General features: G+C 62.0%; 28 protein-coding genes. 12 read left to right on the top strand and 16 right to left on the bottom strand.

What is annotated here, in order from left to right; all coding sequences use genetic code 11:
- Window positions 1-1254: a 3-oxo-isoapionate-4-phosphate decarboxylase OiaX gene (oiaX, locus tag ASG25_RS06675; RefSeq protein ID WP_062470939.1), complete on the bottom strand. Its 1254-nt coding sequence runs from the start codon at window positions 1252-1254 to the stop codon at window positions 1-3.
- A gap of 244 nt (window positions 1255-1498) precedes the next feature.
- Here oiaX and ASG25_RS06670 point away from each other — a divergent pair, with 244 nt between their 5' ends.
- Together ASG25_RS06670 and ASG25_RS06665 are read left to right on the top strand one after the other, a co-directional pair.
- On the top strand, window positions 1499-2212 hold the full coding sequence (locus ASG25_RS06670) for a transcriptional regulator NanR (protein WP_062470934.1): 714 nt from the start codon (window positions 1499-1501) through the stop codon (window positions 2210-2212).
- Between the two features lie 168 nt (window positions 2213-2380).
- Window positions 2381-3601 carry an adenylate/guanylate cyclase domain-containing protein gene (locus tag ASG25_RS06665; RefSeq protein WP_062470931.1) on the top strand — a complete coding sequence of 407 codons (1221 nt, stop codon included), beginning with the start codon at window positions 2381-2383 and terminating at the stop codon, window positions 3599-3601.
- A gap of 49 nt (window positions 3602-3650) precedes the next feature.
- Here the strand turns inward: ASG25_RS06665 and ASG25_RS06660 are convergent, their stop codons facing one another.
- Both ASG25_RS06660 and ASG25_RS06655 read right to left on the bottom strand, forming a co-directional pair.
- Complete coding sequence (locus ASG25_RS06660) at window positions 3651-4880, bottom strand: capsular polysaccharide biosynthesis protein (protein ID WP_244479323.1); 1230 nt, start codon at window positions 4878-4880, stop codon at window positions 3651-3653.
- A 396-nt stretch (window positions 4881-5276) separates the two neighbouring features.
- Entirely contained in the window at window positions 5277-5510 is a 234-nt protein-coding gene (locus ASG25_RS06655) for a hypothetical protein (protein WP_062470925.1), read from the bottom strand.
- A gap of 269 nt (window positions 5511-5779) precedes the next feature.
- Between ASG25_RS06655 and ASG25_RS06650 the strand changes: the two genes are divergently transcribed.
- Window positions 5780-6862 (top strand): polysaccharide biosynthesis/export family protein, encoded by a 1083-nt coding sequence (locus tag ASG25_RS06650; RefSeq protein ID WP_062470922.1) that lies wholly within the window; start codon window positions 5780-5782, stop codon window positions 6860-6862.
- 247 nt (window positions 6863-7109) lie between these two features.
- Complete coding sequence (locus ASG25_RS06645) at window positions 7110-8363, top strand: aminopeptidase (RefSeq protein ID WP_062472311.1); 1254 nt, start codon at window positions 7110-7112, stop codon at window positions 8361-8363.
- A 71-nt stretch (window positions 8364-8434) separates the two neighbouring features.
- Here the strand turns inward: ASG25_RS06645 and hemW are convergent, their stop codons facing one another.
- From hemW to rph, 4 genes are all read right to left on the bottom strand, one after another.
- A complete protein-coding gene (hemW, locus tag ASG25_RS06640; RefSeq protein WP_062470918.1) occupies window positions 8435-9610 on the bottom strand; it encodes a radical SAM family heme chaperone HemW in 1176 nt (391 codons plus the stop codon).
- Window positions 9611-9615: 5 nt separating this feature from the next.
- Window positions 9616-10263, bottom strand: a complete 648-nt coding sequence (gene rdgB, locus ASG25_RS06635) for an RdgB/HAM1 family non-canonical purine NTP pyrophosphatase (protein WP_062470915.1) — start codon at window positions 10261-10263, stop codon at window positions 9616-9618.
- A gap of 116 nt (window positions 10264-10379) precedes the next feature.
- Window positions 10380-10805, bottom strand: a complete 426-nt coding sequence (locus ASG25_RS06630; RefSeq protein WP_062470912.1) for a VOC family protein — start codon at window positions 10803-10805, stop codon at window positions 10380-10382.
- 12 nt (window positions 10806-10817) lie between these two features.
- The gene (gene rph, locus ASG25_RS06625; protein WP_062470909.1) at window positions 10818-11534 is read right to left on the bottom strand and encodes a ribonuclease PH; all 717 of its coding nucleotides are present in this window, start codon (window positions 11532-11534) and stop codon (window positions 10818-10820) included.
- A 204-nt stretch (window positions 11535-11738) separates the two neighbouring features.
- On the opposite strand from rph, the gene hrcA reads away from it, so the two are divergent.
- Window positions 11739-12800 carry a heat-inducible transcriptional repressor HrcA gene (gene hrcA, locus ASG25_RS06620; protein ID WP_082475593.1) on the top strand — a complete coding sequence of 354 codons (1062 nt, stop codon included), beginning with the start codon at window positions 11739-11741 and terminating at the stop codon, window positions 12798-12800.
- A 115-nt stretch (window positions 12801-12915) separates the two neighbouring features.
- Window positions 12916-13551 carry a nucleotide exchange factor GrpE gene (grpE, locus tag ASG25_RS06615; RefSeq protein WP_062470903.1) on the top strand — a complete coding sequence of 212 codons (636 nt, stop codon included), beginning with the start codon at window positions 12916-12918 and terminating at the stop codon, window positions 13549-13551.
- A gap of 117 nt (window positions 13552-13668) precedes the next feature.
- Here the strand turns inward: grpE and ASG25_RS06610 are convergent, their stop codons facing one another.
- From ASG25_RS06610 to lptC, 8 genes are all read right to left on the bottom strand, one after another.
- Window positions 13669-14919 (bottom strand): D-arabinono-1,4-lactone oxidase, encoded by a 1251-nt coding sequence (locus ASG25_RS06610; RefSeq protein WP_062470901.1) that lies wholly within the window; start codon window positions 14917-14919, stop codon window positions 13669-13671.
- Between the two features lie 12 nt (window positions 14920-14931).
- Window positions 14932-15711, bottom strand: a complete 780-nt coding sequence (locus ASG25_RS06605; protein ID WP_062470889.1) for an SDR family oxidoreductase — start codon at window positions 15709-15711, stop codon at window positions 14932-14934.
- 107 nt (window positions 15712-15818) lie between these two features.
- A complete protein-coding gene (ptsN, locus tag ASG25_RS06600) occupies window positions 15819-16283 on the bottom strand; it encodes a PTS IIA-like nitrogen regulatory protein PtsN (protein WP_062470886.1) in 465 nt (154 codons plus the stop codon).
- 259 nt (window positions 16284-16542) lie between these two features.
- On the bottom strand, window positions 16543-17115 hold the full coding sequence (gene raiA, locus ASG25_RS06595; protein ID WP_062470883.1) for a ribosome-associated translation inhibitor RaiA: 573 nt from the start codon (window positions 17113-17115) through the stop codon (window positions 16543-16545).
- Window positions 17116-17356: 241 nt separating this feature from the next.
- The gene (gene rpoN / locus ASG25_RS06590) at window positions 17357-18898 is read right to left on the bottom strand and encodes an RNA polymerase factor sigma-54 (protein WP_062472308.1); all 1542 of its coding nucleotides are present in this window, start codon (window positions 18896-18898) and stop codon (window positions 17357-17359) included.
- Window positions 18899-19343: 445 nt separating this feature from the next.
- Window positions 19344-20180 (bottom strand): LPS export ABC transporter ATP-binding protein, encoded by an 837-nt coding sequence (gene lptB / locus ASG25_RS06585; RefSeq protein ID WP_062470880.1) that lies wholly within the window; start codon window positions 20178-20180, stop codon window positions 19344-19346.
- Between the two features lie 14 nt (window positions 20181-20194).
- A complete protein-coding gene (locus ASG25_RS06580; protein WP_062470877.1) occupies window positions 20195-20764 on the bottom strand; it encodes an LptA/OstA family protein in 570 nt (189 codons plus the stop codon).
- 15 nt (window positions 20765-20779) lie between these two features.
- On the bottom strand, window positions 20780-21448 hold the full coding sequence (gene lptC / locus ASG25_RS06575) for an LPS export ABC transporter periplasmic protein LptC (RefSeq protein WP_062470874.1): 669 nt from the start codon (window positions 21446-21448) through the stop codon (window positions 20780-20782).
- 299 nt (window positions 21449-21747) lie between these two features.
- Here lptC and sppA point away from each other — a divergent pair, with 299 nt between their 5' ends.
- From sppA to ASG25_RS06560, 3 genes are all read left to right on the top strand, one after another.
- The gene (gene sppA, locus ASG25_RS06570) at window positions 21748-22698 is read left to right on the top strand and encodes a signal peptide peptidase SppA (RefSeq protein WP_062470871.1); all 951 of its coding nucleotides are present in this window, start codon (window positions 21748-21750) and stop codon (window positions 22696-22698) included.
- A 118-nt stretch (window positions 22699-22816) separates the two neighbouring features.
- Window positions 22817-23131: an integration host factor subunit beta gene (locus ASG25_RS06565; RefSeq protein ID WP_062472306.1), complete on the top strand. Its 315-nt coding sequence runs from the start codon at window positions 22817-22819 to the stop codon at window positions 23129-23131.
- A 101-nt stretch (window positions 23132-23232) separates the two neighbouring features.
- Entirely contained in the window at window positions 23233-23628 is a 396-nt protein-coding gene (locus ASG25_RS06560) for a hypothetical protein (RefSeq protein ID WP_062470868.1), read from the top strand.
- Window positions 23629-23630: 2 nt separating this feature from the next.
- On the opposite strand, the gene ASG25_RS06555 is transcribed toward ASG25_RS06560, so the two are convergent.
- A complete protein-coding gene (locus ASG25_RS06555) occupies window positions 23631-24086 on the bottom strand; it encodes a carbon monoxide dehydrogenase subunit G (protein WP_062470865.1) in 456 nt (151 codons plus the stop codon).
- A gap of 231 nt (window positions 24087-24317) precedes the next feature.
- On the opposite strand from ASG25_RS06555, the gene ASG25_RS06550 reads away from it, so the two are divergent.
- The 3 genes from ASG25_RS06550 to lspA are packed head-to-tail and all read left to right on the top strand — an operon-like array spanning window position 24318 to window position 26826.
- Window positions 24318-25421, top strand: coding sequence for a class I SAM-dependent rRNA methyltransferase (locus ASG25_RS06550; protein WP_082479941.1), 1104 nt, complete (start codon window positions 24318-24320; stop codon window positions 25419-25421).
- A complete protein-coding gene (locus tag ASG25_RS06545) occupies window positions 25418-26302 on the top strand; it encodes an RNA methyltransferase (protein WP_062470859.1) in 885 nt (294 codons plus the stop codon). Before ASG25_RS06550 ends, ASG25_RS06545 begins: the two co-directional genes overlap by 4 nt.
- Window positions 26299-26826, top strand: coding sequence for a signal peptidase II (gene lspA, locus ASG25_RS06540; RefSeq protein WP_062470856.1), 528 nt, complete (start codon window positions 26299-26301; stop codon window positions 26824-26826). The genes ASG25_RS06545 and lspA overlap by 4 nt, the downstream gene beginning before the upstream one ends.
- Window positions 26827-26872 lie beyond the last annotated feature (46 nt).

Raw genomic sequence — 26872 nt, 5'->3', positions numbered from 1 at the left:
TCAGGCATCCTTTCCGCCGAACGTTTTCAGCGACGCGGCAAGCTCGGGATGATCCAGGGCATAGGTCTCCAGCGGGATGTCGGCAACGGCCGCCTCCCACGCCTGCCGCACGGCACGAACGCCGGCGGCCGGACCGCCGGGGTGGCTGACGATGCCGCCGCCGCAGAGATAGAGAAGATCGGTCGTGCGTCCGGTCCGCCGATAGGTTTCGGGAGCCTGCCCTCCCCATTGGCCCGATCCGGCCACCGGCAGCGGGCAGTCCGCCGGCGAGAAGAGTGGCGTGGACACGGCCTTGAAGGACTCGACAAAGCTTTCGTCGGGCTCCCAGTATTTGACGCCGATCCCGTTGATTTGAAACTGGTCCACCCCGAGCAGTCGCCAGAACTGCTGCCAGACCTTGAAATCGAAACCGATGCCCGGATGCCGGGTCAGGACATCCCAGCCGTTGCGATGGGCATGCAGGACGAGACCGGAGCGCTTGCGCAGAAAAGCCATGGCCCCCATGCCGATCGAGTTGATGTTGACGACCGCGCAATTGCCGCCGGCTTCCAGCACCAGATCGTGATTTCGCATCATCTCGTCCGGGTCGGTGTGCGAGATGCCAAAGGCATACATCACCTTCTTGCCGGTCTTCTGCTCGTGATCGAGGATCAGCGGCATGATGGCGGCCACACGCTCCTTCAGCGGCGAATAGGCAGGGCTCATCAGCTTTTCGTCGTCCTTGATGAAATCGACGCCCGAGCCGATCAGCTCCCCGACCAGTTCTGCCGTTTCCATCGGCCGGAGACCGAGCGCGGGCTTGACGATCGTGCCGATGATCGGTCGTCCCTCGACCCCCGTGAGGCGTCGGCTGCCGGGCATGCCAAACTGAGGGCCGGGATAGGCTTTGCCATATTCCGGTGGCAACTTGAGATCCACCACGCGAAGCCCGGTCATGCCTTTGATGGAAAAGATCCCGCCGATGGCAATCGTCATCAGCGCGGAAAGATCGGTTCCGACCGCATCGAGCGGAAATGCAATATCCACATCGGCTCGGTGAATGTCTCCATGACCGTCGGGCGTCTCCGGCCAGCTCGGCACCGTTGCAGGCTCCAGCGGGCGGATAGCCATGACGCGGGCTGCGACCCGGGCCTTCAGCGCTTCCGTTTCCCCCGGTACCGGCACGAACGTCCCGGTGGACTGGTCGCTCGCAATCTTCGCAGCCATCGCCTCGACGCTTCCGGTCGTCTCGATGCGATAGGTAACGGTGATCATGCGCTTCTCCTGCCGACTGGACCCCTCGGTGCAAAGGGTCACGATTGTTCAACTGGTATAATGAGTATATCAATGAAGCAAGATGGGTGTTCGGAGAAAGCGACGAGCCGTCGAGGTCACGCCGGTAGCCGCCAACGAACGAACGAACGTCGGATCAAGAGAATGCGTTCGATGAACGCGTCTCTCTTTTCCAAGCGGCACGCGCATGCGAAGATAAAGGCATCGACCAACCAACCGGGATCTCATGAACCAGCCAACCGAGACGATCACGCGCCGAAAACTGTCTGACGAGGTTTTTTCGCGCCTGCAGGCGATGATCACCTCCGGAGAACTTAACCCCGGCGATGAAATGCCCTCTGAGCGGGAGCTGATGGAGCGGTTCGGCGTCGGCCGGCCAGCCATTCGCGAAGCGATGCAGGCATTGGCGAACATGGGCCTTGTCGTTATTTCCCATGGCGAGCGTGCCCGCGTGCTGGAGCTGACGGCGCGCTCGATCCTGCGTCAGGTGGACACGACGGCCCAGATGATGCTGGCGAAATCCTCGGACACGCTGGAGCACCTGAAGAGTGCCCGCATCTTTTTCGAACGGGGCATGGCGCGAGAGGCGGCATCCAGGGCAACGGATCCCGACATCGCGGATCTCAACGCCATCCTCGATCGCCAGGAAGCGGCGCTCGAGGATGCCTCGGCCTTCATCGCTGCCGACATGGAGTTTCACAGCCGTATCGCGCGCATTTCCGGAAACCCGATCTATGTGGCCGTCAGCGAAGCCATGTTGGCCTGGCTGCGAGGCTATCACACGCACATGCTGATCTGGACCGGCAAGGAGACGGTCACGCTCGCAGAACATAGATCCATCATCGACTGTATCGTTGCGCGAGACGCCGATGCCACGGAGCAGGCCATGCTGCGCCATCTCGAACGGTCCCGCGCGCTCTACACAGCAAAAGAAACCTAGCTCGCGTTTCCCTTGGAATACCGGACCTTTCCTGAACCGACCTGAAAATGATTCCGGTTTGGCCGAATATGCAGTAGAACCCGGCGCCCTCGATCCACTTCTTGCCGTTCCGTTTTGATCGCAAGGGGACAGGGAACCGCAGCATCACGACGACAGGAAGGGGCGGACATGGACGCAGGCGACATCGCACGCATCTCCGCATGGTTGACGACACAAGGGCTCAAAGGGTCCGACGAGATGGAGATCATGCGCGGTTTCTGCGAGCATCTGCGCAGTGCCGGACTGCCGCTCGACAGAGGGCTGGCGCTCATCGACACGCTCCATCCGGTCTATGAAGGTCGCGCATTCCAGTGGGACAGTCGCGAGCCGGGCAAGGGCATGTTCGAATACGGCCCGACCAACGAGGGCGTCTCGGAAGAAAACTGGAAGAGGTCGCCGTTCTACCACCTGCGCGAAACCAACGGCAACGAGTTGCGCCGCCGTATCGGTTTTGGCGATCCGACCGACTTTTACGCGCTCGACACGCTGTTGGCGGCAGGTCACCGTGACTACATCGCCATGATCCACCGCTTCTCACCGGACAGCCATATCGGCGATATGGACTGCTTCTATTCGCATTGGACCACGGCCGACGAGAGTGGCTTCACCGATCAGGGCGTCGATGCCCTGCGGTCCCTCGTGCCCGTGCTCGCTTTGGCCATCAAGGCCGGATCCCTCAATCGCGTTACCCGCACGATCGCCGAGGTCTATCTCGGCGAAGATGCAGCAAGCCACGTTCTGGAAGGCCGCATCACGCGGGGAAAGGCCGAACGCATCTCGGCCGTGCTCTGGTTTTCCGATCTGCAGAACTACACCCGCATCACCGAGAGTCTCGCCCCGGACGAAATCATCCCCTTCCTCAATGATTACGCGGACGCCGTGATCACCTCCATCCACGAGGCTGGCGGGAACGTGCTGAAGCTGATCGGAGACGGGACGCTCGCGATCTTCAAGGCGGAAGAACGGGAGGATGCTTGCAGCCGGGCGCTTGATGCCGAGCGACGCCTGCGCGGCAAGCTCGCTGATCTCAACGCGCGCCGCGCGATGGAAGGCCGTCCGACGACCGAAGTCTATCTCGGGCTGCATATCGGGGATGTGTTCTACGGCAACATCGGCAGCGCAGACCGCCTCGACTTCACGGTAATCGGTCCGGCCGTCAACGAGGTCAGCCGGATCGCGTCGCTTTGCCGGTTTGTCGACCGCACGGTGGTGATGTCCTCGCCGTTTGTGGCCGCCGCCCCGCCGCCCGGCGACCGGGAGGTCGTCTCCATCGGCCGCTACGCACTGCGCGGCGTCAAACTGGCCCAGGAACTCTTCACACTCATGCCCATGCCGGAGACGGACGCGTAGCCGATAACGATTCGGATGCGCGCGTGCGTCACTACGGCCTTCGCAAAGGCTACAGCGGCTCTTGGTCCGGCTTGGCATCGAACGGGTAGAGCAGGCGTCCGACGGCGCGGAAGGCGGATTGCGGTCGCTCGCGGAAAAAGTCGATCGGGTGGTGCCGATAGTAGTCCGCATCTTCGGCCGTTGCGATCCGCCTGACGACGGCGGCGACGATCGGTGTGAGAACATGTCGCCAGCCCAACACGCCGTAAGGGCCGAGGGGCTGCCATGCCGGCGGCTCTCGGTTGGAAAAGGCAGGGACGACAGCACGACGCAGATCCTGGACGACAGCCTCGAACGTCGTGGTCGCTCCGGTATCCGGGTCGAAATAGCGGGGATAAAGCAGATAGGCCGCAGCGAACACCTGCTCGACGGTCAGGCGGCGCGTCCGCCGTGCCAAGGTCTGCCGATCATCCGTCAGGCCCCACCCCGCATAAAACGGTGCACCGAGCACGGTGACGGGCAGCCGCCGCATCAGCGCTTCGAATCCGGCGAGAGAGGTGATGGTGTAGACATGGTCGATCGTCTCGAAAGCGCGCGACATCGGGAGCCTTCCCGTCAGAACCGTGCAGATCTGCGCCAATTCTGCAAGGTTTGCGGACGAATGCCGCACACCGCTGAGCACATCGGGATGCGGCTTGTAGATGACCTCCGCGTCGGGGTTCTCCGCAACGGCCTGCCGGACCATATCTTGGTTTGTCACAGGGATAGGGCAGCCGTAGCGGATCGACGCGTCGCCGTCCACTTGGCCAAGAGCAAGCACCCGGCGCTTTTTCTTCGGTCCGTATGACGGGACAACCGGATCGGCCGGCGCATTGTATTTGCTGATGCCTTTCGAGAGAAGCGTCTCCATGCCCTGGAGCGCCCGCTGCATCAAGACGCGGTCGGCGTCGAAGTCGTGATGCTGCAGGATATGTTCGAGATCGGAAGGCGTACGGCTGTCGAAATAGGCCGTCTGGCTGTCCATGATCAGCGACAGGGGCGGGGTGCGGCCAGCATGCGGCACGGCGGAGCGAATGAAGCCATCCTCGATGATGCAAACCGGGATCGCATGCCGGCGCGCGAAGGACGATGCCGATGGCGGCAGGTTGAGGCTCCAGACGAAGAATTCAGGCGCTGCCGCAAGATCGATCCTGTCCAGCCAGTCCCGCCGCAGCCGCGTTTCGCTGAGATGGAATGGAACGAAGACAAAGCGTCTCGTCGGAAAATAGCGACGCAGGACATCACGCTTCCAGGCATGCATATGAAATGCGTAAGTCAGCTGTCGGGGGCCTTTGTCGCGCATCTCTCCGGCGCCCGCTAAGTCGAAGCGCGTCATGCCGGAGTGATCAAGAGCTTGGTCGTCATGTCAGGAATCCGGCAATGTATCCGCCGCTCAGGCGTAGGAGGCGTGGGTAAGATTGCGCTCACAGCAGCTCTGGCCTCTCCTGCGACATTTGGTTTGACGGTCGCTTCCCCCGGACACGGATTGCCCGGCGGCACTCGCCGGAACAGTATCCCAACGCGCTCGTCCGGGGAACAGCAGAGTGTTTATGAGACCGAAAGCGTGAACTGTCCAAATTTGGGACGTTCGTGAGCGCACCCCTTCCCATCTTCACGGTTTGGTCATAGCTGAAACTTACAACAGGGTGGGCGCTCATCACCATTCAGCCTCGGCAAAGTGATGGGTTACCGTTCGCCGGGCGAGAGCCGATCGAGCGACGTCTGATTGCCCGCCTGCCAGCAGTTGCGAACGCAAGTCGCGCTGTCTATGCCATGCCCCGTCAACGCCGATGCCATCGGCCTTGTCGATCGAACAGAAGGAAGCAGAGTCTATCGAGGAAACGCCTTCCAAGGAATTTCCGTTTTGCAAGGCCTTGATATCAAAGAACATGTTCCGCCCTGTCCAAGTGCGTGTCGGACAGGCGCCGGTCGCAGGCACTGTGCCCTTTTTGCAGTGGTCCGCGTGTTTTTGTTTGGTGCGGCCTTGAAGTGATTGTTTGTGAGCTGGTGTTGAGATAACCAAACCAACACCGCTATTTCGGGGGAGTGGATCGTCTTCTCGTGAAGGATCCGCGCTTGAGGGTGCCCATGCCGTTCTTGACCAAGTTCACCAGTTTGTCGCTGGCCGTTGTTTGTCTGACCACAACATCCTGTACGGTAATGCCAAGTTCGGGCCCAAGCTCCGCCAACATCCTCGAAGAGGCCAAGGACAGCTATTCTCCCTACACGCTGATCCCCGTCACCCCCGGCATCATCTCGCTTCTTTCCAGCGGCATGGAAACGCAACTCGCGGCCAAGCTCGGCAATGCGCGCAAGCGCAGCTCGTCCATCATCGGTGTCGGCGACACAGTCGTCGTCTCCATATGGGAAGCATCGCCTGACGGTCTTTTCTCCGGCGGCTCCGTCAAGGGTGGAACGCAGATACCGGAACAGCCGGTGTCGGAATCCGGTACGATCTCCGTGCCCTATGCCGGCACCGTGCAGGCGGCCAACCGTACGCCGCAACAGGTCAAGGCCGCCATCGAAAATGCGCTTGCGCGCATCGCCATTCAGCCGCAGGTTCTCGTGAGCGTCGTTAAAAACGTCTCCAACACGGTAACGGTGACGGGGGAGGTGGCCAGCAGCGGCCGCATCGCCCTGTCTCCGCGAGGCGAAAAACTGCTCGACGTCATTGCCATGGCCGGCGGCCCTCGCATCGAGTCACACCAGCTCTCCGTTCAGATCACGCGCGGCCAGCGCACGGAAACCATTCCGATGGAGGGGTTGATCTCGGATCCGTCGGAAAACATCTATGTGCAGTCTGACGATGTGATCGCGCTCATTCGGCAGCCGCGCAGCTTCACGGTGTTTGGCGCGGCGACAAGCAATGCGTCCATCCAGTTCGACGAGTCGCAGCTGTTCCTCAATCAGGCGCTGGCAAAGGTCGGCGGCCTCAACGATGAACGCGCCAATGCCCGGGGTGTCTTCATCTACCGCACGGAACCGACCGCGCTTGTTCAGCGTCTGGTGCCGGGCAAGTTCGCCTCCGCCGGGCCGACGACCAACGTCATCTATCAGATCGATCTGAAGGACCCGAACGGCTTCTTCTTGCTGAAGAGCTTCAGCTTGAAGAACCGCGACCTGATCTTCATCGCCAATTCGTCTCTTGCCGAGGTGCGGAAGTTCGCAACTCTGGTCAGTTCGACAACGGCACCGGTCGCCCAGGCGGCAACGGTTGGAAGAGCGGTCAACACGTTCCGGTAACGGACAGCGGCACATCGTGGTGACTGTCGGCCCTGGACCGGCAACAGGCCTGTGTATCTCGCCGCTTTCCGACTGCCGGTCACCAAAGCTGCCTCTCAAATCGAGGGGGATCTGTCAAAGCGTGAGGCATGGTCCCGACCATGCCTTGCGGCCGTCGTGCCATCACCCGCGCCCGTCGTTTTTCCTTCAAATCCGCTGCGTCCTGTCCTAACGTTGAACTTCGTTTTCTCGAAGAAAGATGTTCGACATGTCCGCAACTGCACGCCACACGTCGCCGATCGACGCCCGGAAACTTGAGAAGCTCGCCGAAGTCGCGGTCAAGGTCGGGCTCGGGCTCGCGCGGGGACAGGATCTGGTCATCACATCGCCGATCGCAGCTCTGCCCTTGGTGCGGCTCATCACCAAGCATGCTTATCTCGCGGGTGCCGGCCTCGTGACAACGTTCTATTCGGACGAGGAAAGCACGCTGGCGCGTTACGAGCATGCGCCGGACGAGAGCTTCGATCGCGCCAGCAACTGGCTCTACGAGGGCATGGCGAAGGCCTATGCGGGCAACGCGGCGCGCCTGGCGATCTCCGGCGATAATCCGATGCTGCTTGCGTCTCAGGACCCGGCCAAGGTCGCGCGGGCAAACAAGGCCATGTCGATGGCCTACAAGCCCGCGCTCGAGAAGATCTCGAACTTCGATATCAACTGGAACATCGTGTCCTACCCCAATCCGTCCTGGGCCCGACAGATGTTTCCGGAAGACGCCGAGGATTTGGCCGTCGAGAAACTGGCCAATGCGATCTTCGCGGCGTCTCGCGTCGATGTGGAGGACCCCGTTGCAGCCTGGAAGGCCCACAACGCCAATCTGCGCGAGCGCTCGACCTGGCTGAACGGGGAGCGCTTCTCCGCCCTCCATTTCACGGGTCCGGGGACCGACCTCACGGTGGGTCTTGCAGACGGACATGAATGGCACGGCGGTGCGTCAACCGCCAAGAACGGCATTACCTGCAACCCCAATATCCCGACGGAAGAGGTCTTCACCACGCCGCATGCGCTGCGTGTCGAAGGCCATGTGTCCAGCACGAAGCCGCTGTCGCATCAGGGCACGCTGATCGACAATATTCAGGTTCGTTTCGAGGGTGGACGGATCATCGAGGCCAAAGCCTCGAAGGGAGAAGCGGTGTTGAACAAGATCCTCGAAACGGACGAGGGCGCTCGGCGGTTGGGCGAAGTGGCGCTCGTCCCACATTCCTCGCCGATCTCGGCCAGCGGCGTCCTGTTCTACAACACGCTTTTCGACGAGAATGCGTCCTGTCATATCGCGCTCGGCCAGTGCTATTCGAAGTGCTTCATCGACGGCGCGTCGCTGAGCCAGGATCAGATCGCCGCTCAGGGCGGTAATGCCAGCTTCATTCACATCGACTGGATGATCGGATCCGACAAGATCGACATCGACGGTCTTCGCGAGGACGGGACGAAGGTGCCCGTCATGCGCAGCGGCGAGTGGGCCTGACCGTCCTGTGATCGGCCTTCGGGCCGGTCGTTTCGACGGCGAGCGGGCTTCGCCGACATGGCGTTGTCTGCTCAGCAGGCAAGGTCGGCAACGACGGCGTCGAGGATCAGCATGCCGGAGGGCGTGCAGCGCAGCCGTGAGTTGCCGATCCGCTCGATGAATCCGTGCTCGATCAGGAAACGTTCCTTCTCCGGATCAGGCGCACGGCCGGACAGAGCCTCCCAACGCACGAGGTCGATCCCCTCCTTCAGGCGCAGCCCCATCAGCAGCAGCTCGTCGGACTGTTCGTCGTAGCCGAGCACCTCCTGGTCGATCATTCCGTGACCATTCGCCTCCACAAGGTCGAGCCAGGCCTCAGGTTTGCGTTCGGTCGCTGTCGCGAGCTTTTCACGGCCGATCGTCAGGCGTCCGTGGGCTCCGGGGCCGATGCCGGCATAGTCACCATAACGCCAGTAGGTCAGGTTGTGGCGGCTCTCCGCCCCCGGTACGGCGTGATTGGACACCTCGTAGGCCGGCATGCCGATCGAGGCAGTGATGTCCTGTGTCGCTTCGTAGAGAAGCGCCGATTGATCGCCGTCGGGAACGATCAGCTTTCCGGCCTTGTGCAGGCCATAGAACGGCGTTCCTTCTTCGATGGTCAGCTGGTAGAGCGACAGGTGATCGACGGCGTAGGACACAGCCTGTTTGAGCTCCGCCTCCCAATCTTCCACGAGCTGGTTTGGCCGCGCATAGATCAGGTCGAAGGACATGCGCGGGAAGATGTCGCGCGCGAGCCGGATCGCCTTCAGGGCGTCCTCGACGTTGTGAAGCCGGCCCAGAAACTTCAGGTCACGATCGTTCAGAGCCTGTACGCCAAGAGACACGCGGTTGACGCCAGCGGCGCGATAGCCGCGGAAACGCGTCGCCTCCACGCTCGACGGGTTGGCTTCCAGCGTGATCTCGATCCCATCGGGAACGTGCCAGAAGCGCGAAATGCCGTTCAGGATCGCATCGACCGTTGTCGGGTCCATCAGCGAGGGCGTGCCGCCGCCGAGGAAGATGCTGGTCACGGTGCGCGGGCCCGACAAACGGCGCGCTTCCTCCATCTCCTTCAGAAAGGCCGAGACATAGCGGGCCTGGTCAACGCCCTGATGGCGCACGTGGCTGTTGAAGTCGCAATAGGGGCACTTGGCCGCGCAGAATGGCCAATGCACGTAGACGCCGAAGCCGGGGTCCGTCTTGTCGCCGATGAAGGAGAAGTCAGCCATATCCGTCAGGCGCCGAGGCAGGTCTCGGCAAACACCTTGAAGGCGCGGGCACGATGGGACAGAGCATGGTCGTCGCCGGGCTTCCAGCCATGCTTCTCGTCCGCGCTCATTTCGCCAAAGGTTCGATCGTGGCCCTCGGGCTGGAAGATCGGATCGTAGCCGAAGCCTTGGCTGCCACGCGGCGGCCAAACGACGGTGCCTTCCACTTCGCCCCGGAAGAGCTCCACATGGCCGTCGGGCCAGGCAAGGCAGAGAACGGACACAAAGCGGGCGGACCGTGCCGCAGACGTCGTTGCCCCTGCGTCCTGCAATGCTGCTTCGACCTTGTGCATGGCCATGGCGAAATCGCGCGTCCCATCGGCCGTCTCCGCCCAGTTCGCGGTGTAGACGCCGGGATCGCCGTTCAAGGCGTCCACAACCAGCCCGGAATCGTCGGACAAAGCCGGCAGGCCGGAAGCGCGCGCAGACGCCAGCGCCTTGATGGTCGCGTTTTCCTCGAACGTCGTGCCGGTTTCGTCCGGCTCGATGAAGTTGAGGTCGGCTGCGGATTTGGCGGAAAAGCCGAGCGGCCCGATCAGGTCGCGGATTTCGCGGATCTTGCCGGCATTGTGACTGGCGACGATAAGGGTCTTGTCGTCAAGCGTGCGTGTCATGATAGGTCTCGAAGGTAAACCGGAGGGCGCTGACGCCACGGAGACGGGGTCGGTAGGACGGATCACCTTCTCGCAAGCGCGAGCGGATGATCCGAGCGGGGATCGGGGCGAGCGGTTCAGTCGATGGACCAAAGCCCAGGTTCGGCGCATTCCAGGCTGTTGCCGGCCGGATCGCGAAAATAGAAGGATTGCGCGCCGTTCGGCCAGGTGATCTCACTCTCGATCATCACGCCATCGGCTGCAAGCCTGTCTCGCAGGGATGCGAGCCTGCCGCTCGAGACGCGAAAGCAGACGTGGCCCGGACCCGTCGTCCCATGGGCCGGAACGGGCAGAGCCGCACCGTCGGCAGGTTTCAGGGTTTCCATCGGATTGAAGATCAGGAGGACGCCCGGTCCGCAGCGAAAGAACAGGTGGCGACCATCGACGCGGGTAATGCGCTCCAGTCCGAGCACATCGCCATAGAAACGGTCCGCTGCATCCAGATCCGACGCGTAGAGCGCTGTTTCCAGTATGCCTTCGAGTTCCGCCGTCGTCGTGACCATCTTTATCTCCGCTTAGGCGATGATCTGCTTCTGCAAGGTCACCAGCTCCGAGATGCCGTTCTTTGCCAAGCCCATCAGGCTTGCAAATTCCGCTTCGGAGAAAGGCTTGCCTTCGGCCGTACCCTGAATTTCCACGATACCGCCGGATCCCGTCATGACGAAATTGGCATCCGTCTCCGCGGCACTGTCCTCGAGGTAGTCGAGATCGATCACCGCCTGATCGGCAAAAATCCCGCAGGAGATCGCGGCCACGTGATCCTTCAGCACACGCTCGACTTTCGTCATATTGCGCGCTTCCATCCACTTCAGGCAGTCGTGCAGCGCGATCCACGCGCCGGTGATCGACGCGGTGCGGGTGCCGCCGTCGGCCTGGATGACGTCGCAGTCGAGCGAGATCTGGCGTTCGCCGAGGGCCTGCAGGTCGACGACGGAGCGCAGGGAGCGGCCGATAAGCCGCTGGATCTCCTGCGTGCGGCCGCTCTGCTTGCCGGTTGCAGCTTCGCGCTTCATGCGATCGCCGGTCGCCCGCGGCAGCATGCCGTATTCGGCCGTCACCCAGCCCTTGCCGCTGTTGCGCAGCCAGGGTGGGGTCTTCTCCTCAAGGCTCGCGGTGCAAAGCACATGCGTATCGCCGAACTTGACCAGGCAGGAGCCTTCGGCATGCTTGGAGACGTTGCGCTCGAAGGTGACCTTGCGCATCTGATCTGTTTTTCTGCCGGACGGCCGCATCTTGGACTCCCTTGGTCTGAAACGTGCGTGCCTTCTAGCCTATATCGCCGCTCAAAGGAAAGACGAGGAGCAAAATAGGCCCGTCGGGACGCGCGAGAGGCCCTGTATGGCAATTTTCCCTTTGTCGATCGCTCGGGCTCTTACTATATTTCTGACATGGCACAGAACGAACGATCCGCCGACAAGGCGGCGCTGACATCGGCAATGCGGGACAGGCTCTCGGCCCTCGACGAGCGCTCCGGCGAGGTCTTCCGCCGGATCGTCGAGAGCTATCTGGACAGCGGCGAGCCGCTGGGGTCGCGCAGCCTGTCGCGGCTTCTTCCCATGTCGCTGTCCCCTGCTTCGGTTCGCAACGTCATGAGCGATCTGGAAGATTTGGGCCTCATCTATTCCCCTCATGTCAGCGCCGGCCGCCTCCCGACTCAGATCGGGCTGCGCTTTTTCGTGGATGCCTTCATGCAGGTCGGCAACCTCTCGGCCGAAGACCGCGCCTCCATCGATCGGCAGGTGCGACGCAGTGACCGCGACCAGCCGGTCGAGCAGCTGTTCAACGAGGCAAGCCAGGTTCTTTCCGGAATGTCGCGCGGCGCAGGGCTCGTCATCACGGCCAAGAACGATCCGGTTCTCAAGCACGTCGAATTCATGCGCCTCGCGCCGACCAAGGCCTTGGCGGTGCTGGTGGGAGAGCATGATCAGGTGGAAAACCGGATCATCGAGCTTCCGGCAGGCGTCACGAGTTCGCAGCTGACGGAGGCGGCCAACTTCCTGAATGCGCATCTGGCAGGCCAGACCCTCGCAGAGGTTCGCGGACAGTTGCAGAAGGTCAAGGAAACCGTTCGCACGGAACTCGACGTTCTCTCGCAGGATCTGGTCGAGCGGGGTCTCGCCAGCTGGTCCGGCGGCGATGCCGACGACAAGAACCCGACGCAGCTGATCGTTCGCGGGCGCGCCAATCTTCTCGAAGGCTTGGCCGGCGCCGAGGATATTGATCGGCTCCGCATGCTGTTTGATGATCTGGAGAAGAAGGACAGCATGATCGAGCTGCTCAGTCTGGCGGAAACCGGACCGGGTGTGCGGATCTTCATTGGCTCGGAAAACAAACTGTTCTCGCTGTCGGGTTCATCCCTGATCGTCGCGCCGTACAAGGATGGAGACGATCGCATCATCGGCGCCGTCGGTGTCATTGGTCCGACCCGGCTGAATTACGCGCGGATCGTTCCGATGGTGGATTACACGGCCCAACTCATGTCGCGACTTTCACGATAGCCAGCCCAGACGATGCTCGTGAGCGGGCGCTCGGGCGCGACGACCCTTGATTTTTGGCGCTCGAACCTCGATATCGGCATCAAATTCCCGAAACGATCCTGAATGCGGAGACGTCATGACCGACGAAACGAACAAACACGGTGCCGAAGCCAGCAATCCGGCTGAAGAAATCGTCACGCCGGCCGAGGCAGATATGCAAGCCATGTTTGAGGATGCCGATGAGGCGACGCAGGCCGACGCCGGCGAGCTGGAGTCGGCACGCGCGGAGGCAGCGGATTTTCGTGATCGCTACCTTCGGCTGGCGGCCGACATGGACAATCTCCGTCGGCGCACCGAGCGCGAGGTCAAGGATGCCAAGTCCTATTCTGTCGCAGGGTTTGCGCGCGACATGCTGGCCGTATCCGACAATCTCCGCCGCGCTCTGGATGCCATCCCCGCCGACGTCAGGGCCGGTGCCGATGCGGGTCTCAGCACGCTGATCGAAGGCGTCGAGCTGACCGAGCGCTCCATGCTCTCGGCGCTGGAGCGGCATGGCGTCCGCAAGCTTGAACCGGAAGGCCAGAAGTTCGATCCGAACTTCCATCAGGCCATGTTCGAAATTCCTAATGCCGACGTGCCGCACAATACGGTGGTCCAGGTCGTCCAGGCAGGCTTTACGATCGGCGAGCGCGTGCTACGCCCGGCCATGGTCGGCGTCGCCAAGGGCGGACCGAAGACCCCCGCAGCGGACGGCGAGTCCTCGGCCGGCTGACCTTCGGCATAAGGCGAAATTCGCGCGATTGGATGACGACAAGGCCGGGAAGAGGGCTCTCTTCCCGGCCTTGTCCTTTGAGATGCTCAGAGTGGCGGCCCTTTGCCCGGGTGCAGCCTATGCAAAGAGCTGTCGAAGATGGTCGTTGAGAAAGACCCCACTGGGGTCGAGCCTTTCTCGCAGGGCACGGAAATCCCCGGCGCGGGGATAAAGCGACGTCACGTCGTCGCTGGTCAGGAAATGCAGCTTGCCCCAGTGCGGCCGGGAGCCGAACTGCCGCAGAATCGCGTCAACGTCCGAGAGATAGGACCAGTAGTCGGTGCCCGGCTGTCCGGACACCGAGAGCGTGATCGAATCCTGCTCGAAGAACGGGCTGATCCAACCGGGATCGCCAGCCGTGAAACGGTATTCGATCGGGTAGATGCAGGTCGGATGCTTCGTGAGCATTAGCTCACGCACTGCCCGGCATGCTTCCTTGCCGTACCTTAGGGGTACTGCATATTCCAGCTCGTGAAAATTCGGGACATACTCGATCGGGTAGATCTCCGAGGAGTACGCGATCTTCTCGAATCCTGCTTCCACCGGATCGGCGTCCGTGATGTCGATGATCTTCATCTCGCACACGTCGGAAAGACGGTTGGTCGTCGAGACGAAGGCCGTGTCCGGCAGGCAGTAGCAGTGTCGGCTTTCCGGAACGGGGCACCAGAAGAAGCCGAAATGCCGATGCTTGGCTGCGAGCTCGTCGTGTTGCTCCATGCATTCCTCGAAGCTGCACCGCCACAGCGTCTCATGCAGGCTATAGCTGTCCATGGCCTGGAGCGTGATTTCCGAGATGACGCCGAGCATGCCGATCGAAACCCGCGCGGCGTTCAAGAGGTCCGGATTGCTTTCGTCCGCAACAAGAATGCTGCCGTCCGGCTGGACGATCCGCATGCCGACAATCTGCGAGGCCATGTTGCCAAGGGTTGCGCCGGTACCGTGCGTGCCGGTGGTCAGAGCGCCGGCCAGGGCCTGGCTATCGATGTCGCCCTGATTGATCAGCGAAAGCCCGTTCGCCTTGAGCACCTTGCCAAGCGCGTTGATCGTCGTGCCCGCCGAGACGGAAACCCGCTTGCGCTCCCGGTCGATGCCCGTCACGCCCTGCATGCCCGACAATGTGAGATGGAGGCCGCTGGTCAGGGCGACCGGGGTAAAGGAATGGCCGGAGCCCGCGCAACGCACCGCCATGCCTTCGGCGGCGGCGGTGCGCACCATGTCCGAAAGTTCCGCCTCGCTTCCGGGCGCGCCTCGGGCACGCACGATACAGGACTGGTTTCCCACCCAGTTGCGCCAGAGCCCACCGGCTCGTCGCGAGGTGATGCTATCCATGGCGTTCCCCTTTCACACGGCGGTGAATCCATTGTCGACGAACAGGTGGGTGCCGTTGATGAAGCTTGCCTCGTCGCTGGCCAGAAACAGAGCCGCGCGCGCCACTTCGATCGGCTCGCAGAGGCGCCCCTGTTGCGCAGCGATGGCCGTGTCCGAGACGTCGATCCCGTATTTGGCAAGGCCGACCAGTTCACGCTTGCCGTGGTCGGTCGCAATGAAGCCCGGGCAGACGGCGTTGGAACGAATATTGCGATCGCGGAACTCCACGGCGATCGCGCGGGCGAACATGTGACAGGCGCTTTTGGTCGTGTCGTAGAGCACCTCCATCGGCGTTGCGGCTACGGCCGAGATCGAGGAGGTCGAGACGATGCTGCCTCCGCCTGCCGCAATCATGCCCGGCAGCACCGCTTTCGTCATGAGAAACATCGAGCGGACGTTGACGGCCATCAGCCGGTCCCATTCGTCCTCTTCCGTTTCCAGAAACGGACCGACGGCAAGAATTCCTGCATGATTGAAGAGAACGGTAATGGGGCCAAAGGCCGACTCGACCGCTTTGACGGCTGCGGTCACATCTTTTGAGACGGACACGTCTGCGGGCGCAAAGACGGCGTCCCCGCCGGCAGCACGAATGCCGGCAGCAACCTCTTCGCCGCGGCTCGATGGCAGATCGACGATGCCAACCTTTGCGCCTTCCTGGGCGAACAGCTCGGATGCCGCCAGCCCGCAGCCGCCGGCGCCACCACTGATCAGTGCGATCTTGCCCACCAATCGTCCCGAAGCTGTCGCGCCCATTCCGTTCTGCCCCCTGTTGATCGAACAGGAGTATTCACCGGCAAAGGGGTTCTGTCGATATCAACTTCCAGACCGGCGGCAAAAGTTCCGTCAAACGACGTTCAGGATCAGGCCGCGTTGGAAGTCTGGTCGTCGCTGAGGAAGGTGTAGATCGCCGAAGCCGACTCGGTGCCGCGCAGGCGGGCGACCATATCGGGATCGCGCAGCACGCGTGCGATCCGCGAGAGCGCCTTCAGGTGGTCGGCACCGGCACCCTCCGGTGCGAGCAGCAGGAAAACGAGATCGACCGGCTGGTCGTCGAGCGCCTCGAAATCCACCGGTGTTTCCAGCCGTGCGAAGATGCCGACGATGGCGGTCACGCCGGGCAGCTTGCCGTGCGGAATGGCGATGCCATTGCCGACGCCGGTCGAACCCAGCCGCTCCCGCTGCAGGATGACGTCAAAGATCTCGCGCTCTGGCAGACCGGTCAGCTTGGAAGCCTTGACGGCCAGTTCCTGAAGCAGTTGCTTCTTGGACTGCACCCGAAGGGTTGGAAAGATCGCATCTTGCTGCAGCAGACCTGCCAAAGCCATTTTTTTGTACCTTGTTGACAGGGGCGCGTCGAACGGCACGACGTGCCACCTTGCGACCCATTTTTCTCGATGCTCGGCAGGCCTCATCCCCATGCCTGCCGATCACCGTCTATCAACAAGGCGGCCGCTTTTCGCGCGCCGCCTTGTCTCTCTTGCCAAGCCGCTGGGAAACGATGTGTTCCGTCAGGGCCGTCTCTGCTTCATATGCGCCCGGTTCGCCGCATCGCGACGATCCGAAAACAGCGCTGGTCCATCCTCGTCAGTTTTTCATGGCGGCTGTATCGATCCAGCCGATATTTCCGTCCGTGCGGCGATAGACGATATTGAGTTCATCGCTGCCGGGATTGCGAAACATCAGGACCGGATTGTCCGTCATGTCCAAGGCCATGACGGCATTGGCAACCGACATGGTCCGCACCTGCTTGGAGCTTTCGGCAACGATCGTCGGTGCGTAGTCCTCCGGCAGCTCGTCCTCTTCGTCCGGCACGGAGTCCATGACCTTGTAGGCAACTTCCAGGCCTGCATGACCCGTGCCGTTATGGTGGTCCTTCAGCCTGCGTTTGTAACGCCGAATGCGCTTTGCGATCCGTTCCGATGCCGCGTCAAATGCGGCCTGCGGCTCGGAAGCCTCGCCGTTCGCATGCAACGTGGCGCCCGTGTCGAGATGGATCATGCAGTCCGCGCTGAAACGCGGTCCCGACTTCACCACCGTGACTTGGCTCGAATACCCTCCGTCAAAATACTTGGTGACCGCCTGAGCGATCTGGTCCTCGATCCGAAGACGAAAGCTCTCGCCGATTTCCATATGTTTACCGGATACACGCACACTCATGGAGTTTCCTCTCTTTCATGATTTGCGCATCCAGTTTATTCCAAGCGCCTTCCACCTCCAAGCTTTTCACGCAGCCGTTTTCACTTTGCGCGTGATCGACGATGTCCGGGAGAGGGGAGAAAGAAGCCGATCAATCGTAACTGTCGGCGCGCCCTATAAGCGTGCCGTTAACAAATGTCAATGAAGGCCGAACAGCCTGAGCGTGTTTCGATGCTGCGGTGCACGCGGATCTTGTCGACTTTCAGGCAGAAACCTTTGCCATGGCGCGCTTTTCACGTCGCCGTTGCACCGAGGAAGGGATGTTCATCGCTTCACGATATTTTGCGACCGTCCGGCGTGCGAGATCGACGCCGCCCTTTTTCAGGATCTCGACGATATCATCGTCCGACAGCACGGCGTCCGGGCTCTCGAGGACGATCATGTTGCGGATGCGGTGGCGTACCGACTCCGCCGAATGACTGTCGCCGCCTTCTGCCGAGCCGATCGACACGGTGAAGAAGTATTTGAGCTCGAACAGCCCGCGGGGTGTCATCATGTACTTGTTCGAGGTCACGCGGCTGACCGTCGACTCATGCATCTTGATGGCGTCGGCAATGGTCTTGAGGTTGAGCGGCCGCAGGTGATCGACGCCATTGATGAGGAAGGCATCCTGCTGGCGGACGATCTCGGTGGCCACCTTCATGATGGTCTTGGCGCGCTGGTCGAGGCTTCGCGTCAGCCAGTTGGCCGTCTGCAGGCACTCCGACAGGAAGGCATGGTCGCCGCTGTTCTTGGGCGCATGGCGCGATACTGTCGTGTAGTAGACCTGGTTGACGAGAACGCGCGGCAGCGTCTCGGGGTTCAATTCCACCGCCCAGGTCCCGTCGGAGGCCTCACGCACGACGATGTCCGGCACGATCGCCTCGCAGGGCGTCATCTCGAAGCTCGTGCCCGGTTTCGGATCGAGCTTGCGGATCTCGCCGAGCATGTCGATCAAGTCTTCCTCGTCCACGCCGCAGAGTTTCTTCAGCGTGGCAAAGTCCCGGCGTGCCAGAAGCTCGAGATTGCCGATCAGGGCCGACATGGCCGGATCCAGCCGGTTCTTCTGGCGGAGCTGGATCGCCAGGCACTCGCTGAGGCTGCGGGCGAAGACGCCGGGCGGATCGAACCGCTGCAGCGTGGCCAGCACGGTCTCCACGTCCAGCGCCGTGCAGCCGAGCCGCTCGGCAATCTCGGTCGTGTCTGCGTGGAGATAGCCCGTGTCGTCGATCTGGTCGATCAGTGCCTGAGCGATCATCCGGTCGCGGGCATCGCGGACGCTGAGGATCAACTGCTCGGTCAAGACGTCGCGCAGGGTCAACCGGTTGGCGACGAAGTCCTCGAGGTCATAACCGTCGCTCGTTTCCCCGTTGCCTCCGCCGGACATGGATTTCCACTGGCTGAGCAGCTCTGGGGCGTCGGCCCGCTGCGGCGCCGTGTCGTCCTGAAAAACGTTCTCGAAGGTCGCGTCGAGCGTTTCGCTCATGCGCAGCGCATCGTCACGCGTCGTGCCGTCGTAGACGTCTGTGATGCCGGAGAACGCGTCGGCGTCGCGATGGTCCGGCGACGCGTCGTCCTGCGTGATGTCGCTTGATTGCGTGGCGTCGGATACGAATTCGAGCAGGGGGTTCTTCTCGACCTCCTGCTCGATGAACTGGGTCAGTTCGAAATGCGTCATCTGCAACAGCTGGATCGACTGCATCAACTGCGGCGTCATGGCCAGGCTCTGGGACTGGCGCAGATAGAGGCTGGCCGAAAGTGCCATAAACGCAAAACTCCCTACGTCAGACATCGCAAGACCGGAAACGGCATCGCGACCTTGCATCAGCTCGAAGCAATAGAGCAACGTCGGGGTCAGGACGATGACGCGCAACGCTCCGGGTGTCGGACGCGATCACCGCCTTTACGCGAAATCTCGCCCAGCTTCGTCAACTGGCCCGAAAATTGCTTATAACGGAGGTTTGGTCAAGCGGCTGTAATAAAATTGATACGTTTACCGCGCGACGCCCGTGATGGGCTTCAACGGGCGGCAAGAGATATGCGGTCCCGCTTTCAGGCCGGCTGCGGCACGGATAGGCGGACGCAAGCTTAGCGTCTGCCCCGCGACCTCGCTGTCGAACGTCGCGCAATCGCGAGACGGCGTCAAGGCCCGGCAGAGACCCCTCAGGGGCCTCTGAAAGCATGGACGTCGTCGTCCATGCTTTCCCCGCCTAGAGGCTGAAGTTGTCGCCTAGATAGAGCCTGCGCACATCGGGATTGGTCACAATGTCGTTGGCGCGACCGTGAGTCAGCACCTCACCGGCATGGATGATATAGGCGCGATCGATCAGTCCCAGTGTCTCGCGGACATTGTGGTCGGTGATCAGGACGCCGATGCCGCGCGATGTAAGATGGCGCACGAGTGCCTGGATGTCAGCGACCGAAATGGGATCGACGCCTGCGAAGGGTTCATCGAGCAGCATGAAGGTCGGGTCGGTGGCCAGCGCGCGCGCGATTTCCAGCCGTCGCCGCTCGCCGCCCGAGAGCGAGATCGCTGCCGCCTTGCGCAGATGCGTGATGGAAAACTCCTCGAGCAGTGCATTCAGCTTGGCGTCCTGTGCTGCACGCTTCGGCTGATGCAGCTCCAGCACGGCACGGATATTGTCTTCGACCGAAAGCCCGCGGAAGATCGAGGCTTCCTGCGGCAGGTAGCCGACGCCCAGCCGCGCACGTCGATACATCGGCATGGACGTGACGTCGTTGCCGTTGATCTCGATCGTTCCCTCATCGACCGGGACGAGACCTGTGATCATGTAGAAGCACGTGGTCTTGCCGGCACCGTTCGGTCCAAGCAAGCCGACTGCCTCACCGCGGCGGACCACCAGCGAGACGCCGTTCACCACCCTGCGGTCGCGATAGCTTTTGGTCAGGCCGCGGGCGATCAGCGTGCCGTCATACCGAGCCTTTTCCTCGGGGGTTCTGTCATCGAATACGGCTGTGCCGAGGTCCTTGGTAAAGGACGAACCGGCCGGCTCGGCGCCGCGCTTGCGCTTGAAGGGAATGTTCACGGTCTGGGGCTGCGTCAGTTGGTCTTCTGGGATTTCGGATCGAGCTGGATCTGGACGCGGCCACCGCAGGATTCCAGCTGTGCTTCTCCCGTCTCCATCTGGACGTTGAGCTGACATCCGCTGAACACGTTCTTGCCTTCCGACAGCACCACCTGCTTGCCCTTCAGCACGAGCGTTTGCGCGGCCATGTTGAATTGGCCGCTATCGGCCGTCGCCTGCTGCGTCCCCGACTGCAGGAAAACCTTGTTGTTGACTTCGATCCGGTCGATTTCGGCATTGCCGCCGGAAATCGAGCCGCCACCAGACTTGTAGTAAACGACCATGCTGCCGGCCTGCAGCGTCGTCGCACCCTGGACCACCTTCACGTTGCCGGTGAAGATCGCCTTGCTTTCGGGATCCTTGATCTCCAGCTTGTCGCTCTCGATCTGGATCGGCTGATCGTTGGAGAGCTTCATGCCGCTCATTTTGCTCTTCTGCTGGGCGACGGCCGGCAGGAAGGTCAGACACAGGCAGGCCATCGAGGAGGCGAGGAGGCCGAAAAGCGAGAGGCTGCGGCGGGGAAGAGAGGCATGGAGGGTCGACATGGGGTGCACCGGGTCCTAATTTGCGTTCTTGCGTATGGTGCTCGGCTCGACGACAACCTTCACCATGCCTTCAAAGGAGATTACCCGCCCTTTATCCGTCATTCTCATTTGTTGCGCAACAATCGACCCACCCGACATCCGGATGGCGATTGGCGTCTTGCTCAACATCTCGCCCGCATTGATATCCAGATAGGCGGCCTGGAAATCGGCGATGACCCCATTGTTCATGGAGATCGTAAAGGGAGCGTTCATGTCGAGCGTATTGCCGCCGCGATCATAGAGCCCGCTCGTCGCGTCCACGGTGGCGATCGTCTTGTCGTTGACCGGCATCTCTGCATGGATTTTCTCCAGCGTGATCAGGTCGGGATTGGCGATATCCTGCAGCGCCCGCTCAGCCTTCATCGAATAGCTGATATCCTGCTTGTTCCGCCCGGAAATCGCGGGATTCTGCATGACGATCTTGCCGTTCTCGATCGTCGCGTTCTCGATGTGCAGCTCTTCCGGCAGCATGGTGCGGATGATGGATACGGCAGCGAAGATGACGGCGATAATGACGGCAACGATCGGCAGGACGATCTTCAGCCGCTTGACACGGCGCGAATGCCGGGCCGCCCGTTCATAGGCGTCGTTGACCGTCGGCCCCGTATGCGGCAGGGCGCCGGGAAAATGCACATCGTTCGCCATGAGCGGTTCCGTTAATCCAGGGGTCGGACGACGTCGGGGTCCAGACGTTGCCAGCCTATGGTGTCAAGAGGCGTGAATATGGAGATTTTTATGTCTCCACACAATGGAGGCGGAGAATTCTTTGTCGTTGCGGACGGCAAGCGTTCGCAAGACGGGTTGCAAACGTCACGCGTGCCTCTCTACGCCCGGGATTTTTTCCGCGCGCGAAGATACCGGTTCGCCTCGTTATGCAGTAGGAATCATCGCCGGAACATCCGGTGCGAGCTTTTGCTGCTGCGCGCTGAACAGGGAAATGTGGAATGGATCCTCTTGCATTCGTCGACCGGCGACAGCTTCGTCGCAAGCTCGGCTTCTGGCGCCTCGTGGCGATCGGCCTCATCGTGCTGGTCGGCATCGGCCTTTATGTCGGCATTGCGCAGTCGCGCTCCGGCGTGCTCGGCGCGAGCCAGGTCGCGCGCATCACCGTCTCCGGCGTCATCCTGGACGATCGCGAGCTGATCGAGCGGCTCGACCGCATCGCCAAGGCCGACCATGTGAAAGCCTTGATCGTCAGCATCAACTCGCCCGGCGGCTCCACCTTCGGCGGCGAGACGCTCTATGATGCGATCCGCAAGGTTGCAGAGAAAAAACCTGTCGTGTCCGACGTTCGCACCTTGGCGGCGTCTGCAGGATACATGGTCGCGCTGGCGGGCGATCGGATCATTGCCGGCGATACGTCCATCACGGGCTCCATCGGCGTGATTTTCCAGTATCCGCAGGTGAAGACATTGCTCGACAAGATCGGGGTGTCGCTCGAGGAGATCAAGTCCGCCCCGCTGAAGGCCGAGCCATCGCCGTTCCATCCACCGAGCGATGCGGCAAAGGCCGTGATCCAGGCAATGATCAACGACAGCTATGCCTGGTTCGTGGACCTCGTTGCCGAACGCCGGGAAATGCCGCGCGAGCAAGCCCTCAGCCTTGGCGACGGGCGCATCTTTACCGGACGCCAGGCGGTCGACCTGAAGCTGATCGACGAGCTCGGCGGCGACGACGCCATCCGCGACTATCTCAAAAGCCGGGACGTTGCCGACACCCTGCCGATCGTCGATTGGGAAAAGCCGGAGAGCGGCCTTCCGTTCGGGCTGGGTTCGATGGCCGCAATCTTTGCCAAATCGTTGGGATTTGACGGTTTTCCGTTTTCGGGAAATCTGGCTCAGGACAAGTTGTTTCTTGACGGTCTCGTTTCCGTTTGGCAGGTTGGCCGCGATTGAGAGACGCGGCGCGCGGGGCAACCCGCGCCCGAGCGTGTCCGGTCCGCGAAAGGATCTCGATCGTCTGCCCGCGGATGACGGGCGTATCGCGAAGAACGTCGTCAAGAGGGGGCAGAGGGTGATCAAGTCGGAACTGGTGCAGATCGTGGCGGCTCGAAACCCGCACCTCTATCACCGCGATGTCGAGAACATCGTCAACGCCGTTCTCGATGAGATTACGGACGCTCTGGCAGGCGGCAACCGTGTCGAGTTGCGCGGATTTGGCGCCTTCTCTGTCAAGAATAGACCCTCCCGCTCCGGCCGCAACCCGCGCACGGGCGACAGCGTCTTCGTCGAGGAAAAATGGGTGCCGTTCTTCAAGACCGGCAAGGAGCTGCGCGAGCGGCTGAACCCCGGTTCCGACGCGGATGTCGACGAGGAAGACGAAGACTGATCGCGCGATTGCCGGATGCGCTTATGATCGCATGATCTTGACCCGGCGCGCTTGGCGCCCATCTTGTCGTCAGGCCCTGACAGACGCGGAGACCGGCTCACATGTTGCGTAAAATTCTGAACATCGTCGTTCTCGTGCCGCTCGGGATCGTTCTGGTCGTGCTCTGCGTCGCGAACCGCCAGCAGGTGACGCTCGGGTTCAACCCGTTCGATCCTGCCGACACGGTTTTGGCCATCTCGGGTCCGTTCTTCGTCTTCCTGTTTCTGGCCGTGATCCTCGGCCTCGTGATCGGTGCCTGCGCCGTCTGGTTCAGCCAGGGCAAGTATCGCAAGCGGTCGCGCGTCGAGGCAAAGGAAGCGCTGAAGTGGCACACCGAGGCTGAAAAGCGTCGCCTGCAGCAGGAGGCGATCGTCTCGGCCCAGGCCTCGAGCCCCGCCGCCGATCGCCCGGCATTCCCAGGGTCGAGCCAGACGATGCTGGCGGCCCAGCAGAAATAACCTCAGCTCCGTGCCGCCTTGGCGTTGGCCGCTGCCGTAAAATCGGAAAAGAAGCGGCTTGCGATCCGGTTTGCGCCGGATTGCACGAGCTTCGACCCGAGGGACGCAATCTTGCCGGACACGTCGGCGACGATGGCGTAATGCAGAATGGTCTCGTCGCCATCGTCCACGAGCCGCACATCCGCGCCGCCCTTTGCGTATCCGGCAAGGCCGCCCTTTCCCTCGCCCGAGATCGTGTAGCTCTCGGGCGGATTCATGTTTGTGAGCGCGATCACGCCCGAGAACGCCATGGTGATGAAGCCGAACTTGACCGTCACCACGGCATCCAGCGTCGTTGGAGATGTCCATTCGAGGAGCGTGCAGCCGGGTATGCAGCCTTTGAGAACCTCGGGATCGTTCAGGGCCGCCCAGACGGCATCGCGCGGCGCGGCGATCCGCTCTTCACCGGTCATGTCCATGAAAACTCTCCTCGATCTCAAGCCTCGCTGCCGCCATTCTCGGAGAGATGTCCACCTGGCCGCAGCTACGACGGAAATCTACGGGTGGAAACCGCTTTGCCAAGAGCAACAGCGATGCTATTTGCACGCCACACGCTGAAGAACGGGAAATGACGCCCCTTGAAGGACAAGCAGAGACGAGCGCCCGGCAAGGCTCCCCCGAAATCCGGTCCGTCTCGCAAGGGACCGCCGATGGTCCCGGCGCGCCCGGACGCAGGCCTTGGTGCGCAGGATCTAAAAGCCGGCCCCAAACTGTCGAGACAGGAGCCGCACGGGCAGCGCTCGTCGAGCCGGCCGCAACCGTCCCTGTCCGGGCCGTCCTCCATCGAGCCGACATCGGCGCCGTCCGTGACCATGCGTCCGCGCTCTGGCGAAAAGCCCGGACAGCGCGTGCCCGTCATTCTGGAAACCGCAGCGGAGGCTGATTATCGCCTGATCGACAGCGGCGAGGCTCTCAAGCTCGAGCAGTACGGCCCCTACACGATCGTGCGTCCCGAAGCGCAAGCGCTGTGGCCGAAGTCGCAGGCCGCGCTCTGGGAGCGGGCGGATGCGGTCTTCACCGGCGATACCGACGAGGATGGCATGGGCCGCTGGCGCTTTCCGCGCGAGATGCTGGGCGAGACCTGGCCGATGCGGCTGCTCGACGCCGAGTTTTATGGCCGCTTCACGTCTTTCCGCCATGTCGGCGTCTTCCCCGAGCAATTGGCGCACTGGCGGTGGATGAAGGCCCAGGTGGAATCGGCCGGCCGGCCCCTGAAAGTGCTCAATCTCTTCGGCTATACCGGTGTCGCATCGCTGATTGCGGCGAAGGCCGGCGCGGAGGTGACGCATGTCGATGCGTCGAAGAAGGCGATCGGCTGGGGTCGCGAGAACCAGGCATTGGGGCGGGCCGAGGCTTTGCCGATCCGCTGGATCTGCGACGACGCGATGAAGTTCATCCAGCGCGAGGAGCGCCGCGGCAGCCGTTACGACATCATCCTGACCGATCCGCCCAAGTTCGGACGTGGTCCGAACGGCGAAGTCTGGCACCTCTTCGATCATCTCGCCGGCATGCTCGACATTTGCCGCGAGCTTTTGTCCGACGACGCGCGCGGCTTCGTGCTGACGGCCTATTCCATCCGGGCGAGCTTCTATTCGATCCACGAACTGATGCGCGAAGTCATGCGTGGTCGCGGCGGCGTTGTCGAATCCGGCGAACTGATCCTGCGCGAAACCGCAAGCGTGAAACAGGATGACGAATCCGGCGTCGGCCGCGCGCTGTCCACGTCTCTCTTCAGCCGGTGGGTCCCGAAATGAGCATCGAATACAGTGACGGCAACCCGCGTGGACAGGTTGGACGTGGAGAGGGCCGGGTCGGACAGGTGAAGGAGGTCACAAGCCTCGCCAACCCGATCATCAAGGACATCCGTGCGCTTACCCAGAAGAAGGCGCGCGACGAGAGCGGCACGTTTATCGCGGAAGGCCTGAAGCTTGTCATCGATGCGGTCGACCTTGGCTGGACGATCCGCACGCTGGTCTACGCCAAGGCCGCGAAGGGCAAGAAGCCCGTGGACGACATCGCCGCCCGCACCGTGGCGCGGGGTGGCCTCGTGCTGGAGGTCAGCGAAAAGGTCATCGCCACCGTGACACGGCGGGACAATCCCCAAATGGTCGTCGGCGTCTTCGAACAGCGCTATGGCACTCTGAAAGACATCAGGCCGCAAGCCAGCGAGACCTATGTGGCGCTCGACCGGGTGCGCGATCCCGGCAATCTCGGCACCATCATCCGCACGGCGGATGCGGCCGGCGTTTCCGGCGTGATCCTGATCGGCGAGACCACGGACCCCTTCTCGCTCGAAACGGTGCGGGCGACCATGGGCTCCGTCTTCGCGGTGCCCGTGTTCCGCGCGACGGTGTCGGAGTTCCTGGCATGGCAGAGGTCGGCGGGGGTCATGGTCGTCGGCACCCATCTGGCCGGTGCGGTCGACTATCGCACCATCGACTACCGCCCGCGCCCGGTCGTCGTCCTGATGGGCAACGAGCAGGCCGGACTGCCGGATGAACTTGCGGCAAAGGCCGACAGGCTCGCCCGCATACCCCAGGCAGGGCGCGCGGACTCGCTCAATCTTGCGATTGCCACCGGCGTCATGCTGTTCGAGGCCCGGCGCCATCTGCTGACACTGGACGACCGCGGATGACCGAAACCCAGACGCCAACTTCCAGGACCGCACCCGGTATCCGTCCGACCCTGTTTTCGCGCCCCTGGCCGATTGCGATCTTCATCATCGTCGCGCTTCTGCTCGATCAGGCGGTCAAGCAGGCGGTGGAGGCCTACCTGCCGATGGAGGAGGCCGTTCATGTCATCCCCATGCTGGCGCTCTATCGGGTGTACAATTACGGCGTCGCCTTCTCCATGCTGTCCGGCATGGAAGGCTGGTTCATCGTGGGCATGCGCCTTGTCGTGGTCGCCTTCGTGCTCTGGCTGTGGCGCAAGACGCCGAAGGACCGCTTCTTTGCCCATCTCGGCTATGCCATGATCATTGCCGGCGCGCTCGGCAATCTCGTCGACCGGTTTCTGTACGGTTATGTGATCGACTATATCCTGTTCTATACGGAGACCTGGTCCTTCGCCGTCTTCAATCTCGCGGATGCCTTCATCTCCGTCGGCGCCGGCGCGATCGTGCTGGACGAAATTCTGCAGGCGAAAAAGCGCGACCGATAAAATGCAAGCGACCGGCTGAAAGCATTGCCAACTGCTGCATGATAGG

Source organism: Rhizobium sp. Leaf384, assembly GCF_001424065.1.
Taxonomy (GTDB): Bacteria; Pseudomonadota; Alphaproteobacteria; order Rhizobiales; family Rhizobiaceae; genus Ferranicluibacter.
This window is presented reverse-complemented; position numbering and strand designations above follow the sequence as displayed.

What these genes read in the sequence shown, in the direction of transcription:
- oiaX (WP_062470939.1), bottom strand. Translation starts at nt 1,254, where the DNA reads ATGATCACCGTTACCTATCGCATCGAGACGACCGGAAGCGTCGAGGCG.
- ASG25_RS06670 (WP_062470934.1), top strand. Translation starts at nt 1,499, where the DNA reads ATGAACCAGCCAACCGAGACGATCACGCGCCGAAAACTGTCTGACGAG.
- ASG25_RS06665 (WP_062470931.1), top strand. Translation starts at nt 2,381, where the DNA reads ATGGACGCAGGCGACATCGCACGCATCTCCGCATGGTTGACGACACAA.
- ASG25_RS06660 (WP_244479323.1), bottom strand. Translation starts at nt 4,880, where the DNA reads ATGCATGCCTGGAAGCGTGATGTCCTGCGTCGCTATTTTCCGACGAGA.
- ASG25_RS06655 (WP_062470925.1), bottom strand. Translation starts at nt 5,510, where the DNA reads ATGTTCTTTGATATCAAGGCCTTGCAAAACGGAAATTCCTTGGAAGGC.
- ASG25_RS06650 (WP_062470922.1), top strand. Translation starts at nt 5,780, where the DNA reads ATGCCAAGTTCGGGCCCAAGCTCCGCCAACATCCTCGAAGAGGCCAAG.
- ASG25_RS06645 (WP_062472311.1), top strand. Translation starts at nt 7,110, where the DNA reads ATGTCCGCAACTGCACGCCACACGTCGCCGATCGACGCCCGGAAACTT.
- hemW (WP_062470918.1), bottom strand. Translation starts at nt 9,610, where the DNA reads ATGGCTGACTTCTCCTTCATCGGCGACAAGACGGACCCCGGCTTCGGC.
- rdgB (WP_062470915.1), bottom strand. Translation starts at nt 10,263, where the DNA reads ATGACACGCACGCTTGACGACAAGACCCTTATCGTCGCCAGTCACAAT.
- ASG25_RS06630 (WP_062470912.1), bottom strand. Translation starts at nt 10,805, where the DNA reads ATGGTCACGACGACGGCGGAACTCGAAGGCATACTGGAAACAGCGCTC.
- rph (WP_062470909.1), bottom strand. Translation starts at nt 11,534, where the DNA reads ATGCGGCCGTCCGGCAGAAAAACAGATCAGATGCGCAAGGTCACCTTC.
- hrcA (WP_082475593.1), top strand. Translation starts at nt 11,739, where the DNA reads ATGCGGGACAGGCTCTCGGCCCTCGACGAGCGCTCCGGCGAGGTCTTC.
- grpE (WP_062470903.1), top strand. Translation starts at nt 12,916, where the DNA reads ATGACCGACGAAACGAACAAACACGGTGCCGAAGCCAGCAATCCGGCT.
- ASG25_RS06610 (WP_062470901.1), bottom strand. Translation starts at nt 14,919, where the DNA reads ATGGATAGCATCACCTCGCGACGAGCCGGTGGGCTCTGGCGCAACTGG.
- ASG25_RS06605 (WP_062470889.1), bottom strand. Translation starts at nt 15,711, where the DNA reads ATGGGCGCGACAGCTTCGGGACGATTGGTGGGCAAGATCGCACTGATC.
- ptsN (WP_062470886.1), bottom strand. Translation starts at nt 16,283, where the DNA reads ATGGCTTTGGCAGGTCTGCTGCAGCAAGATGCGATCTTTCCAACCCTT.
- raiA (WP_062470883.1), bottom strand. Translation starts at nt 17,115, where the DNA reads ATGAGTGTGCGTGTATCCGGTAAACATATGGAAATCGGCGAGAGCTTT.
- rpoN (WP_062472308.1), bottom strand. Translation starts at nt 18,898, where the DNA reads ATGGCACTTTCGGCCAGCCTCTATCTGCGCCAGTCCCAGAGCCTGGCC.
- ASG25_RS06580 (WP_062470877.1), bottom strand. Translation starts at nt 20,764, where the DNA reads ATGTCGACCCTCCATGCCTCTCTTCCCCGCCGCAGCCTCTCGCTTTTC.
- lptC (WP_062470874.1), bottom strand. Translation starts at nt 21,448, where the DNA reads ATGGCGAACGATGTGCATTTTCCCGGCGCCCTGCCGCATACGGGGCCG.
- sppA (WP_062470871.1), top strand. Translation starts at nt 21,748, where the DNA reads ATGGATCCTCTTGCATTCGTCGACCGGCGACAGCTTCGTCGCAAGCTC.
- ASG25_RS06560 (WP_062470868.1), top strand. Translation starts at nt 23,233, where the DNA reads ATGTTGCGTAAAATTCTGAACATCGTCGTTCTCGTGCCGCTCGGGATC.
- ASG25_RS06555 (WP_062470865.1), bottom strand. Translation starts at nt 24,086, where the DNA reads ATGGACATGACCGGTGAAGAGCGGATCGCCGCGCCGCGCGATGCCGTC.
- ASG25_RS06550 (WP_082479941.1), top strand. Translation starts at nt 24,318, where the DNA reads ATGGTCCCGGCGCGCCCGGACGCAGGCCTTGGTGCGCAGGATCTAAAA.
- ASG25_RS06545 (WP_062470859.1), top strand. Translation starts at nt 25,418, where the DNA reads ATGAGCATCGAATACAGTGACGGCAACCCGCGTGGACAGGTTGGACGT.
- lspA (WP_062470856.1), top strand. Translation starts at nt 26,299, where the DNA reads ATGACCGAAACCCAGACGCCAACTTCCAGGACCGCACCCGGTATCCGT.